The organism is Dehalococcoides mccartyi CG5 (assembly GCF_000830885.1).
Classification (GTDB): domain Bacteria; phylum Chloroflexota; class Dehalococcoidia; order Dehalococcoidales; family Dehalococcoidaceae; genus Dehalococcoides; species Dehalococcoides mccartyi_B.
Genome location: NZ_CP006951.1, coordinates 1,052,872 through 1,064,851 on the forward strand (window position 1 = coordinate 1,052,872; position 11,980 = coordinate 1,064,851).

General features: G+C 47.7%; 13 protein-coding genes. 11 read left to right on the forward strand and 2 right to left on the reverse strand.

Annotated features, from left to right (window positions below; genetic code table 11):
* The first annotated feature begins 3 nt into the window (after nucleotides 1-3).
* Nucleotides 4-1,461: a type IV pilus biogenesis protein PilM gene (pilM, locus tag X794_RS05610; protein WP_041344570.1), complete on the forward strand. Its 1,458-nt coding sequence runs from the start codon at nucleotides 4-6 to the stop codon at nucleotides 1,459-1,461.
* 16 nt (nucleotides 1,462-1,477) lie between these two features.
* A complete protein-coding gene (locus X794_RS05615; RefSeq protein ID WP_041344571.1) occupies nucleotides 1,478-2,593 on the forward strand; it encodes a type IV pilus twitching motility protein PilT in 1,116 nt (371 codons plus the stop codon).
* A 123-nt stretch (nucleotides 2,594-2,716) separates the two neighbouring features.
* Here X794_RS05615 and X794_RS05620 read toward each other — a convergent pair whose 3' ends face one another.
* Nucleotides 2,717-3,076: a type II secretion system protein gene (locus X794_RS05620; protein WP_041344572.1), complete on the reverse strand. Its 360-nt coding sequence runs from the start codon at nucleotides 3,074-3,076 to the stop codon at nucleotides 2,717-2,719.
* A 224-nt stretch (nucleotides 3,077-3,300) separates the two neighbouring features.
* Here X794_RS05620 and X794_RS05625 point away from each other — a divergent pair, with 224 nt between their 5' ends.
* From X794_RS05625 to X794_RS05655, 7 genes are all read left to right on the forward strand, one after another.
* Nucleotides 3,301-4,068 carry a prepilin peptidase gene (locus X794_RS05625; protein ID WP_041344573.1) on the forward strand — a complete coding sequence of 256 codons (768 nt, stop codon included), beginning with the start codon at nucleotides 3,301-3,303 and terminating at the stop codon, nucleotides 4,066-4,068.
* Nucleotides 4,069-4,191: 123 nt separating this feature from the next.
* On the forward strand, nucleotides 4,192-6,276 hold the full coding sequence (locus tag X794_RS05630; protein ID WP_034376277.1) for a bifunctional mannosyl-3-phosphoglycerate synthase/mannosyl-3 phosphoglycerate phosphatase: 2,085 nt from the start codon (nucleotides 4,192-4,194) through the stop codon (nucleotides 6,274-6,276).
* Nucleotides 6,277-6,416: 140 nt separating this feature from the next.
* Complete coding sequence (locus X794_RS05635; protein ID WP_231097487.1) at nucleotides 6,417-6,962, forward strand: RDD family protein; 546 nt, start codon at nucleotides 6,417-6,419, stop codon at nucleotides 6,960-6,962.
* A 60-nt stretch (nucleotides 6,963-7,022) separates the two neighbouring features.
* Nucleotides 7,023-8,486 carry a glutamate--tRNA ligase gene (gene gltX / locus X794_RS05640; RefSeq protein WP_011309723.1) on the forward strand — a complete coding sequence of 488 codons (1,464 nt, stop codon included), beginning with the start codon at nucleotides 7,023-7,025 and terminating at the stop codon, nucleotides 8,484-8,486.
* A 204-nt stretch (nucleotides 8,487-8,690) separates the two neighbouring features.
* Entirely contained in the window at nucleotides 8,691-9,260 is a 570-nt protein-coding gene (locus tag X794_RS05645) for a DUF3795 domain-containing protein (RefSeq protein ID WP_034376272.1), read from the forward strand.
* Nucleotides 9,261-9,359: 99 nt separating this feature from the next.
* A complete protein-coding gene (locus X794_RS05650; protein ID WP_011309725.1) occupies nucleotides 9,360-9,617 on the forward strand; it encodes a hypothetical protein in 258 nt (85 codons plus the stop codon).
* 1 nt (nucleotide 9,618) lies between these two features.
* Nucleotides 9,619-10,623 (forward strand): radical SAM protein, encoded by a 1,005-nt coding sequence (locus X794_RS05655; RefSeq protein WP_034376270.1) that lies wholly within the window; start codon nucleotides 9,619-9,621, stop codon nucleotides 10,621-10,623.
* Nucleotides 10,624-10,641: 18 nt separating this feature from the next.
* On the opposite strand, the gene X794_RS07385 is transcribed toward X794_RS05655, so the two are convergent.
* Nucleotides 10,642-10,791, reverse strand: coding sequence for a hypothetical protein (locus tag X794_RS07385; RefSeq protein ID WP_011309727.1), 150 nt, complete (start codon nucleotides 10,789-10,791; stop codon nucleotides 10,642-10,644).
* Between the two features lie 137 nt (nucleotides 10,792-10,928).
* On the opposite strand from X794_RS07385, the gene ybeY reads away from it, so the two are divergent.
* Both ybeY and X794_RS05665 read left to right on the forward strand, forming a co-directional pair.
* Nucleotides 10,929-11,411, forward strand: coding sequence for an rRNA maturation RNase YbeY (gene ybeY / locus X794_RS05660; protein WP_012984478.1), 483 nt, complete (start codon nucleotides 10,929-10,931; stop codon nucleotides 11,409-11,411).
* A complete protein-coding gene (locus X794_RS05665) occupies nucleotides 11,408-11,980 on the forward strand; it encodes a flavodoxin family protein (RefSeq protein WP_011309729.1) in 573 nt (190 codons plus the stop codon). The genes ybeY and X794_RS05665 overlap by 4 nt, the downstream gene beginning before the upstream one ends.

Below are 11,980 nucleotides of genomic sequence, written 5' to 3' on the forward strand. Positions count from 1 at the left end.
AATATGGCTAAAACAACGACGCTATACATAGAAGATGCCGAAATAAAGGTCCTTGTAAACAATGGTAAAAAGATAGAGAAATGGGCGAGCTCTCCTCTTGAAACCGGTCTGGTTATTGACGGATTAATTCAGGACGAAACCAAGGTATCTGAAGCAATAAAAACTCTGTTTAGCCGTGAGAAAATACCGGCAGGCAGAGTTGTGGCGGCTATGAGCGGTCTTAAATCTATCTTCCGTATTATTACCTTGCCTGCCGTACCTAAAAACATACTGGACGAGGCTATTAAAAATGAAGCTAACCGGGTAATTCCCACCCCCATGGACCAGAATTACCTGTCCTACCAGATATTGCCCTCCGCTCAGAGCGAAACCAAAGTATTTATCGTAGCCCACCCTAAAAATACTACTGATTCTGTAGTAAGAACGATAAACAAAGCCGGGCTAAGGCTGGAAGTGCTGGATATTGCCCCGCTGGCTCTTTGCCGTTGTGCCAATCTGGAAAAGGTTATTATTGTAAGCAACTGGCTGGATAATGTGGATATTGCCATTATTATAGACCGCATTCCACAGGTTATCCGCAGTCTGTCACTCCCGATTGAAAGCCAGTCTCTAGCCGAGCGGATAAGCACCATTGCCGAAGAATTGGCCAGAACCATAACTTTTTATAATTCCAGCCATGCAGAAAGCCTGCTGGATGAAAGCGTACCGGTATTAGTCTCCGGTGAGCTGGCAAAAGAACCGGATTCATGGCCTTTACTGCTAGACGAACTGAGCAATCAGATTTCCATCCTGCCCTCTCCCTTTGTTGCCAGCGAAGACTTTGACCCCAGTGTTTATATTGTAAATATGGGTATGGCAATTAGAGAACTGCCTGCCGGTACAGATAACCATAATTCGCTAATCAACTTTAATGCCATGCCGGGTTTTTATAAACCCAAAGGCACTTCCCCGGCAGCTATCTTGGTTCCCACTGTAATAGTTCTGCTGGTGGGCGGCCTTGTTTGGGGCTGGTTTTATATTGATGATATGAAGCAAAAGAATAATACATTGGAACCGCAAGTACAGGTGCAGGAAACTGCTCTGATACAAAAACGGGCGGAACTCTCCGCTATTAATATCCAGCTTAGCAACACCCAGAAATCACTGACCGGCATTGAACCGGTAGTAACAGTGCTAAATGATATGCTCTGGGATATGTACCAGGGACGGGAAACAATTACCGGCGACTATAAAGCCATTTATAACCTGCATTCCAGCAATATCGGGCTTTCTACTGTCAATTTTGATGGTAAAAGCATTACCGTCACAGGTTACGGCCTGACCAAAACGGCTGTACTGGAATATGCCGGTATACTCCGGGGCAGCAACCGCTGGCTGGACGTAGTAGTGATTAATATGGAAAAAGTTCTACTGGATGACCAACTCACATCCATATATAGTTTCGAATTCCTTTTGAAATAGAATAGTCTGGTAAAATATGGACGTTATAAAACTCATCTACGAAGCCGAAGAGAAAAAAGGATCAGACCTTCATCTGGTAGCCCAAAGCCCGCCGCTGGTTCGGGTAAGGGGCGACCTGGAGGCCTTGAATGGTTATGAACAACTTCAACCGGCAGATATCAAAACCGCTTTTGAGCAACTGACCACCCACGAAGAGCGCGAAACCTTTTACCAAGAGTGGGAGCTGGATTTCGGTTATTCACTGGACGGAGTGGGACGATTGCGGTGTAATGCCGCTATGCAAAGGGGGGCTATCAGTCTGGCTATCCGCCTCCTCCCGCCCAATATACCGACTATTAGTGAACTGGAACTACCGGATATATGCCAGAAACTGGTTACCAAACCCCGTGGCTTGGTGATAGTTACCGGCCCTACCGGCAGCGGCAAGAGCACTACTCTGGCGGCCATGATACAGCACCTGAACAACACCGAGAGCAAACACGTGGTGACTATTGAAGACCCTATTGAATATGTTCACCCCTGTATAAAATGTGCCGTTACCCAGCGTCAGCTTGGTTCGGACACACTTTCCTTTGGGCATGCCCTGAAGCATGTACTCCGCCAAAACCCTGATGTGATAATGGTGGGAGAGATGCGTGACCTGGATACAGCCGCCGCTGTACTGACCATTGCCGAAACAGGCCATCTGGTACTCTCCACCTCCCACGCACCCAGTGCCTACCAGGCACTGGAGCGGATTATAGACCTGTTCCCGCCCCATGAAAGGCATCTGGCCCAGACCCGTTTGGCTTCGCTGATTGAGGGTGTGCTCTGCCAGACCCTGATACCCCGCTCAAACACCGATGGACGGATAGTGGCGGTGGAAATAATGCTGGGAAGCCCGGCGGTCAGAAACCTTATCCGTGAGGGCAAGTTTTACCAGCTGCCGAATGTTATCCGCACCAGCCATGACGAGGGCATGATAACCATGGATGAAGCTCTGGTGGAGCTGTACCGCCAGCAGGTAATCAGCCGTGAAAATCTGTTTAACTACTGTCAGGACGCGTCAGAAGTGGAAAAGCTGATAAGCAGCAGCCCCAGCAGCCAGAAGCGGAAAAAACTTATTGAAAGCAGCAAGAGCCTGCTCTTCTAGAGGGCATTTTACCGAAATAAATTAAAGGGGCGGTTTAAATGAACCGCCCCTTTTGTTTACCCTTGCACTGCCGATAGATATAATAAAGGTCTGCTTTAAAGCAGACCTTTATTAATTAGCTAATTAAGTGACACTGGTTGCCTTGGCACCCTGCGTAACTACACCCTCAGCTGTCCATGTGTATGTATACGCCGATGAATTAATTACATAGGGACCAAGTATTGTAGTACCAGGAGTAATTTGGACTGCAGTAGTCACCGGTGTGATAGCAGTTCCGGGATTATCAGCCATGTAGGCTGTCATGGCCAGCTGAATATTGGCCAGTTCAGTTGCTGCAGCTTCCTCAGTACCGGAACCGATGAATTTAGCGACATTGGGAACTACTACGGCCGCCAAAACACCCAAGATGGCAACCACTACCAAAAGCTCAATCAGGGTGAAGCCTTTCTGGTGTTTGCGGAGTTTCCTCATGAAATTGTACATTTGTTTGTTCACCACCTTTCGTTTTTCGTATTATGTTTTACCATGTTTTGTAATGATAGTTACTTTAAAGATAGTTTATATACCCTTATAGGGTCAATAGTTATATAGTAACACCTCTACACTGGGATTATAATACACCCTGTGCCCATTTGTATATATCCCGCCAGTACTTTCGTATATAAACCCTCTTGACGGTTCGGCCAAAAAAAGCCACAATATATTTCATGCTTATCAGTTGGATTATTTTCTTTTTCATCTTGGGGGCTATACTGGGCAGTTTTATAAACATGCTGTCTGACCGCCTGCCGGCTGAAAAATCCATTGTTGCTCCCGGCTCCGGGTGTGATGTCTGCGGCAAAAGGCTGGGCATTGCTGACCTGATACCCATTTTCAGTTATATTTTTCTAAAGGGGCGTTGCCGTTACTGCGGGGCGGGCATACCTCAAAGAGCTTTGTGGGTAGAGATAGCCACAGCCTGCCTGTTTGGCCTGTTCTGGGTGATGCTGGGGCCAAGTGTGGAACTGGGTATAAGCCTTTTATACCTTTGCGTATTTATCACCCTTTTTGTAATAGATCTGGAAAAAGGGCTAATTTTAAACGTAATTATTTATCCCTTTATGATGCTGGCACTGCTGCTTTCGCCCCTCTACCTTCAGGGAGACGGTCTGCTGGCAAACCTGTCATCTTCGTTTTTTGGCGGGCTGACCGGTTTCGGACTGTTTCTGCTGATATATATTGCCTCACGCGGGGGCATGGGGGAGGGGGATATAAAAATGGCCGGCTTTATCGGGCTGGTCTGCGGTTTCCCGAATATTTTTGTGGCCATTTTTGCAGGCATAGTGCTAGGCGGTCTGGCAGCAGCCGGGCTAATGCTTTCAGGAAAACGCCGCAAAGGTCAGACTATCCCCTTCGGACCTTTTCTGGCTGTGGGTGCGGTAACTGCCATGCTGTTTGGCAGCCAGATTATGGAGTGGTATCTGGCTCTGGCCTAAGCTTTTTTACCAAAACCCTTTCTTGATTATCACTAGCACCTTGATACCCATCCGGTTTCCGCCTAGAATAAGGCATATCTGCCGTACAGTGCATTTATACCTGTTTAAAGGAGTTTCCCCGTTATGCGAATTGAAAGCCTGCGTCCCGCCGAACATCTGGGTAATGTAACCATCCACGGCGTAAGGCGTTTTTTAGAACTTGATTCCGGAGCTTCCAACCTGCCCCATCTTCAGGAAAGCCGCGAAGTGGAGATTGTGGACCAGCAAGCTATTTCAGACGTTGAAAAGAAAATGGCTATTGTTCTGCCCATAAAGGACGAAGACCTAAAGGTGTTTGAAGGTGTACTAAGCGGCATACCCCATGACTGTCTGATGATAGTTATCAGCAACAGCTCCAAACAGGAAGTAGACAATTTTAAAAACGAAAAAGATATTGTCAACCGCTTTTGCCGCATTACCCACCGCCAGGCTTTCGTAGTCCACCAGAAAAACCCCGAACTGGCCAATGCCATTGCAGATGCCGGCTACCCTGAACTGCTGGGTGAAGACGGGCTTATCCGCAGCGGCAAGGCTGAAGGCATGATACTGGGCATTATACTGACCATGTTCAGCGGGCGTGACTATGTGGGTTTCATAGATACCGACAATTACATACCGGGGGCAGTCTGGGAATACGCCAAGCACTTCGCTACCGGTTTTAATCTGGCTCAGTCACCTTATTCCATGGTACGCATACTCTGGAAATATAAACCCAAGCTGGTGGGAGACCTATATTTCAAACGCTGGGGGCGAGTGTCCGAGGTTACCAATAAACACCTGAACCACCTGATATCCAGCAAAGGCAAATTTGAAACCGAGATTATCAAAACCGGCAATGCCGGTGAACATGCCATGAGTATAGAGCTGGCTAAACGCCTGACCTACGGCACCGGCTATGCGGTGGAAACCAAAGAGATTATGTCTATACTGGAACAGTTCAGCGGTATACTGCCTATAGAAGACAGGGAAGTGGCCGAAGAGGGAGTGGAAATACTCCAGACTGAAACCATTAACCCCCACCTGCACGAGGACAAGGGCGGTGACCACCTGCTTCAGGATATGCTTTTACCCAGCCTGGCGGTCATTTATCACAGCCCGCTGGCAGATGATACCGGCCGGAAAATGATTGAAACCCAACTGGCAGGGATGGAGGGTTTCGATGCCGGTATACAGATACCTCAGATAAAGCTGATTCCCCCTCCCCAGAAAATGGACTTGCCGAAATTTTCAGCCATAATTGAAAAGTATCTGCCCCAAATTATCCTGCCGGATGGAGAGCTTTTTTCGCGGGCAGGACGCCCGTCCCGTTTGCCTTCATTAGGCCAGTTCAAAAAGATTGTCTATACAGACTTGGACGGCACTCTGCTGAACCCCTTAACCTATTCGTATTCAACCGCACTTGATGCCCTGCGTTTGTTAAAAGACAAACAACTTCCTTTGGTATTCTGTTCCGCCAAAACCATGGGCGAGCAAGACCTGTACCGCAACGAATTAGGTATAAAAGACCCCTTTATAACTGAAAACGGGGGGGCTATATTTATCCCCAAAGATTATTTCCGCCTGCCTTTCGCCTATGACAGGATAGCCGGTAATTATCTGGTAATTGAACTGGGGATGGCCTATAAAGATATCCGCCATATCCTTAAAAAGGCGCTGGCTGCCGCCTGCGCCGAAATAGAAAACTCTGAAAAGGCCGGTAATATATTCATTACCAGCTTCGGGGATATGTCTGTTGAAGATGTGAGCCGCCTTACTGACCTTAACCTAAAACAAGCTGAACTTGCCAAACAACGGGAGTACAGTGAAACCGTACATATAGAGGGTGACAAACGAAGCACCAATATGGTTCTGAACCATATACAACAAAGCGGACTGGAATATAGTTTCGGAGGGCGTTTTTACGAGGTCACCGGCGGCAATGACAAAGGCAAAGCTATCAAGATACTGAACGAGTTGTTCCGCCTGAATTTCGGCAATATCCATACCTTTGGTCTGGGTGACAGCGAAAATGACTACTCCATGCTGGAGACAGTGGACTCACCCATACTGGTGCAACGCCCCGGCAACAAGTGGCACAAGATGCGTTTGCGTAACCCCAGTTACGTCAAAGGGGTAGGGCCTGAAGGTTTCAGCCGGGCAGTCACTGACATAATAATACCCATGGAATAAAAGCCGAAACCATTACCAAAATAAACTTGTCAGTATTTTTCCCGAAGACAACCACGGGTAAAATCTGCTTCGGAGAACTTTCGCCAATCCCCAATAGCCTTAGCCCTGCCTTTGGGTTACTAGGATTAGACCTTGTTTAGATGTATAATACCCACAGCCAGGTCTGGCAGGAGTGTGTACCAATAATGATCCACTTGAAAAGCCCTTTGGCTCTGGAATTTGCCGGCTTCTGGCGGCGTTTCGGAGCATTTATCATAGATAATATAATCATCAGCATAATCTCTTCAGCCTTTGTACCTGTACACTGGTTTGAAATACCTGTTTTCTGGAACATAGACAGTCTGTCAGGTATTTGGTGGCTGGCAGCCCCGATTATAGCTTTTTCAAACGTACTTTCATTATTAGCCATGGTGGCTTACTTTGTATTTTTCTGGTACTGGCGCGGTCAAACCCCCGGCATGATGATTGCCCAGATAAAGGTTATCAGGGTAGATGCTTCAGGGGTTTCTTTAGGAAACTCCATTATCCGTTTTCTAGGGCTTATTGTATCAACCTTGCCTTTAGGTCTGGGGTTTTTCTGGATTGCCTGTGACCGCCGCAAACAGGGCTGGCATGATAAAATGGCTGATACAGTAGTAGTCAAACTACCCAAACCGCCTGAGGTTACCGCTCCTCAGGCTACTTGAAGTTCACTATCAAAACGCCTTTCCCGTTAGGGCAGGCTGTATTTATAAGGCAGGAACAAGATGACAAACGAAGTGAGAGTACGCTACGCCCCCAGCCCCACCGGCTACCCCCATCTGGGCAATATCCGCACTGCTATGTTCAACTGGCTGTTTGCCAGACACAATGGCGGCAAATTTATTGTCCGGATAGAAGACACTGACCGTGAACGCTATGTGGAAGGGGCGGTGGAATCCATACTGGAAAGCCTGAATTGGCTGGGATTGGACTGGGACGAAGGCCCGGACAAAGGCGGGGATTACGGCCCCTACTACCAATCAGAAAGACTCCCTCTTTACCGGAAGGCCGCTGAAAAACTGGTTGCCGAAGGCAAGGCCTATTACTGCCACTGTTCTTCCGAAAAGCTGGATAAAATGCGGGAAGACCAGATAGCCCGCAAAGAACCCCCGGGTTATGACCGCTGTTGCCGTGATATGGGTCTGGGACAAAAAGAAGGTGCGGTTATCCGCTTTAAAATACCGCTGGACGGGCAAACTGCCTTTACCGACCTTATACGGGGAGAGGTTACCTTTGATAATGCCAAACAGGACGACTTTGTCATATTAAAATCAGATGGCTTCCCCACCTATCACCTGGCCAGTGTGGTAGATGACCATGCCATGCAGATAAGCCATGTCCTGCGGGCGGAAGAATGGCTGCCCTCCACCCCCAAACACCTTATGTTATATAAGGCTTTGGGCTATACCCCGCCCCTGTACGCCCACTTACCCATGATACTTGGACCAGACCGTTCCAAACTTTCTAAACGGCATGGTGCTACTTCAACTATAGAATACAAACAGGCCGGCTATCTGCCTGAAACCATGGTGAATTTCCTGTCCCTGCTGGGATGGGCTTATGATGACAAAACCGAGCTATTCAGCCGTGAACAGCTGATAGAGTATTTCTGTCTGGAAAAGGTCAGCAAAACTGCCGCCATTTTCAACTATGAAAAGCTGGACTGGATGAACGGCATGTATATCCGCACACTTTCTGCCCAAGACCTTGCCTGCCGGGCTATGCCGTTCTTGGAAAAAGATGTACGCATTGCCGCATCCGGTCACTTAAACCTTGACTATACCGTAAAAGTTATGCCTCTGATACAAGAACGGGCCAAGAAACTGAATGAGCTTGCAGAACTTTGCTGGTTTATATATTCAGATGATATCAGCTATGACCCAGCTTTGCTTATCGACAAGAAACTGACCAAAGAAACCAGTTTGTCCGCCTTGAAAGCGGCAAATGCCCGTCTGGAAGCTTTGCCTAACTTTGATGCCGCCAGTATGGAAGAACATATCCGCCCGCTGGCTGCCGAACTGGAACTAAAGCCGGGACAGCTGTTTGGCATGCTCCGCACCGCTTCCACCGGCCAGCAGGTTGCCCCTCCCCTTTTCCAGACAATGGAAGTGCTGGGCAGGCAAAGATGCCTCTGGCGGATAGCCATGGCTATTGCCAGACTGTCTGAAATGCCTTTCCAGAGGAGCTAAACAGCTAATAGGGTAAAATGGGCAGGCTATGTTATTGCGGGCTCTATTGCGGAAACTGTTACCACTTAAAATAGATAGCAGTTAGCTGGCAATGCACTGACTATCCAGCTTGCCGGAAACTGGACTTTCTGAAGCAGGTTCATGGTGAGTTGCAACTGGCAAACCTGACAGCTATTGAAAAAACGGGTTTGGAGAAGTGGTTTAATGGCAAACCAGGGTTTTAATTTTCAAAAGGAACATCCCGGTATTGCCCTGTGCGGGCTGGACTGTTACGCCTGCCCGCGTTACCACACCATCGGTTCATCACGCTGTCCGGGCTGTGCCGGCAAGTATTTCTCTGAAAAACACCCCTCCTGCGGGTTTATCAGCTGTGCATTTAAACATGGAAGATTGGAGAGCTGCGGACTTTGCCCCGAAATAGATACCTGTAACCGCATCACCCGACTAAAAACAGTTATCAAAGACCAGCCCGGTTATCCTTCATACCAAAACCGCATAGCCAATCTAATAAAAATAAAAGGAACAGGATTTGAAGCCTTTGCAGATACCTGCATACACAAAGAAGCCCTTCTGAAAACCCTGATTGATAAATATAATGACGGCCGCAAGAAGGCATTTTACTGCCGTGCCGTCCAGTTATTGCCCTTGCCAGACCTTGAAAATTTACTTGATGAAAATGCCAAAAAGGGGTATAAATCAGTAGATGACGCCGCTTTGGCTGTAAGTAACAGCCTGAAAGAGCTGGCAAATAAACTTGGCATAGAGGTCTGCTGAATATGACAATAGGTCACTCCTCGTTTATCCCGCCTCCCCACCAGCACTGATACTGCCTTATTTTTTAAAAAGACTTAAATTAACGAGGAGTAAATATATATGAGCCAGCAGGTAAATAAAGAAGAAGCTATAAACTGGTTGATAAAGATAGGCACCATTCCCTACTGGGATTCCATAGATAACCGCCCCCTGTTCCGCAGGATTGTAAAGAAGAATGACGGCACTAAGGTTGACCGGGTAACTGAAGAAGAAGCCTGGCCGTTTATAATAAACGCTTTGGGCATGAAAACCGAAGCCGAAACTGAATCTTTACGCAAAACTATTGAAAAAGCCTTGAAACTGCAGGGAAGGATTTAGGTTGAATCAGGAAACTTCCGAATACACTCCCAGATACCTTGAGCTTTATGAATCCGGAGAGCTACAAAAGAGGCTCATGCGGCTTGATGAGCGCATGGCGGAGTGTGACCTTTGCCCCAGAAAGTGCGGGGTAAACCGCCTTTTAAACGCCGAAGGCGGGTACTGCCACAGCGGAAACGCCCCCATAGTGGCTTCGGTATGCGACCATCTGGGTGAAGAGCCGGCTATATCCGGCGATAACGGCTCCGGCACGGTCTTTTTCTCCAATTGCAACCTGCGCTGTGCCTTTTGCCAGAATCACCAGATAAGCCAGGACTTTGAAAGCCAAAAATCCAACCTGACAGACTGCCAGACTCTGGCCGGACAGATTATAGACCTCCAGAATACCAAGGGTGTGCATAATATAAACTTCGTATCGCCCTCGCACTTCGTACCCCAGATGCTCCGCACCATAATAGAAGCCATACCCTTGGGACTGAAGGTGCCTATTGTTTACAATACCAACGCCTATGACTCTCTGGAAACACTTTATGAGCTGGACGGGGTAGTAGATATATATCTGCCGGATTTGAAATATTCCAATGATGAATGGGCACGCCAAATTTCCGGTTGCCCAGACTATGTCAGCCACGCCCGTGCCGCCATACGGGAAATGTTCCGCCAGGTAGGACGGGTGCGTTATAATGCCGAAGGCATTGCCGAGAGGGGGCTTATTGTACGCCACCTTATCCTGCCGAATGATCTGGCCGGCAGTAAAGAATCACTTATGTGGATAGCGGATTTATCAACTGAAATTACCGTCAGCCTTATGGCACAGTACTACCCCTGCCACCGGGCTTTGGATATGCCCCCGCTTGCCCGGACTATATCTACGGCCGAATACCGCACCGCCATAAACATGCTGGATATTTTGGGAATAGAAAACGGGTGGCTTCAAGAACCGGAAGCCAAGGATTACTATATCCCTGATTTCCAGCGCAACGGCCACCCGTTTATAAGTTACTAAGAAAAAACTTTTTGAAAACTAACCGTGGCGTTTACGGTTGCAGAAAGCAAAGTGGATCTTCAGACCGCTGACCTTGTCTTTTTTGTTTACGCCGGTCATAAAAGTCTTCAGGTCAGGCAGTTCCTGAGCGGTTTTGGTATTTTCAATCTTCTCGGTTTTACAAGCCATTATATTTACTCCGTAATTTTATACAAACTGAACCAGCATTATAGCATGTATTCGCTTTCAACAAAAGCCGCTTTAAAACAAGCTCTCCTTTAAACCCCGATTGTGCCCCTTTTGGGGCTGTGATATTATTTAGACATATGGAAATAAATATAATAGTTAAACCGCCTTTTAAAAAACTGGTATCCGCCCAATTTCTAAAAAAAATAGCCTCTGAAACCCTTAAAGCCCAGGCCGCAGACCCAAGTTCGGAACTGGGTATTGTTATTACCGGGCAGGAAGAAATAAAAGAACTCAACTGTAAATACCGCCAGCTTGATGAACCTACAGATGTGCTTTCGTTTTATATGCTGGAGGAAAACCCCGAAAACCTGACCGCACCGGATGATTTTCCCACCCCTCCTGATGAAGCCACCCATTTGGGAGAAGTGATAATCTCTTATCCGCAGGCGGAGCTTCAGGCTGGTGCTGCCGGCCACAGCGTCAACCATGAACTAGCCTTTTTGCTGATTCACGGGGTACTCCACCTGCTGGGGTATGACCACCATGAAACCGCCGCCGAAGCAGTTATGAAATCCCATCAGGATATAGCCATGAAACATATACGGGAGATACTGAAATGAGAGTACTGGGTTTATCAGGCAGTCCCCGTTTGGGAGGCAACAGCGACACCCTGCTGCACGAAGCTATAAAGGGTGCCAAAGACAAAGGGGCGGAAACCCATATTATTTACCTGTCAGACCTGACTATAGGTCACTGCCCTGCCTGTGATGACTGTTTTTATACCGGTGAGTGCCGTTACCGCGATGATATGGACGAAGTAATAAGCCAGATGGAAAAGGCTGACCGCATAATAGTTTCCAGCCCTATCCACTTTATGGGTGTCAGCTCACAACTTAAGGTTATGATAGACCGCTGCCAGTCACTCTGGGCACGCAAGTACAAACTGAAAGCCTCCCCCTTGGGTGATGAGCGTGAACGCAAGGGTATGTTTATGGCAACCGGCGGCATGAAAAACGGTGAGGTTTTTGAAGGTGCCAGAGCTACCATGAGGTCTTTCTTTGCAGTACTGAATATAAAATATTCATACGAACTGCTGGTAAGCGGAGTGGACAATCTGGGTGCTATCCAGTCCCAGTCCGATACCCTCAAGAAGGCTTATGAACTGGGTCAGATGCTGGCAGATAAATAA

What these genes read in the sequence shown, in the direction of transcription:
- pilM (WP_041344570.1), top strand. Translation starts at nt 4, where the DNA reads ATGGCTAAAACAACGACGCTATACATAGAAGATGCCGAAATAAAGGTC.
- X794_RS05615 (WP_041344571.1), top strand. Translation starts at nt 1,478, where the DNA reads ATGGACGTTATAAAACTCATCTACGAAGCCGAAGAGAAAAAAGGATCA.
- X794_RS05620 (WP_041344572.1), bottom strand. Translation starts at nt 3,076, where the DNA reads ATGTACAATTTCATGAGGAAACTCCGCAAACACCAGAAAGGCTTCACC.
- X794_RS05625 (WP_041344573.1), top strand. Translation starts at nt 3,301, where the DNA reads ATGCTTATCAGTTGGATTATTTTCTTTTTCATCTTGGGGGCTATACTG.
- X794_RS05630 (WP_034376277.1), top strand. Translation starts at nt 4,192, where the DNA reads ATGCGAATTGAAAGCCTGCGTCCCGCCGAACATCTGGGTAATGTAACC.
- X794_RS05635 (WP_231097487.1), top strand. Translation starts at nt 6,417, where the DNA reads ATGTATAATACCCACAGCCAGGTCTGGCAGGAGTGTGTACCAATAATG.
- gltX (WP_011309723.1), top strand. Translation starts at nt 7,023, where the DNA reads ATGACAAACGAAGTGAGAGTACGCTACGCCCCCAGCCCCACCGGCTAC.
- X794_RS05645 (WP_034376272.1), top strand. Translation starts at nt 8,691, where the DNA reads ATGGCAAACCAGGGTTTTAATTTTCAAAAGGAACATCCCGGTATTGCC.
- X794_RS05650 (WP_011309725.1), top strand. Translation starts at nt 9,360, where the DNA reads ATGAGCCAGCAGGTAAATAAAGAAGAAGCTATAAACTGGTTGATAAAG.
- X794_RS07385 (WP_011309727.1), bottom strand. Translation starts at nt 10,791, where the DNA reads ATGGCTTGTAAAACCGAGAAGATTGAAAATACCAAAACCGCTCAGGAA.
- ybeY (WP_012984478.1), top strand. Translation starts at nt 10,929, where the DNA reads ATGGAAATAAATATAATAGTTAAACCGCCTTTTAAAAAACTGGTATCC.
- X794_RS05665 (WP_011309729.1), top strand. Translation starts at nt 11,408, where the DNA reads ATGAGAGTACTGGGTTTATCAGGCAGTCCCCGTTTGGGAGGCAACAGC.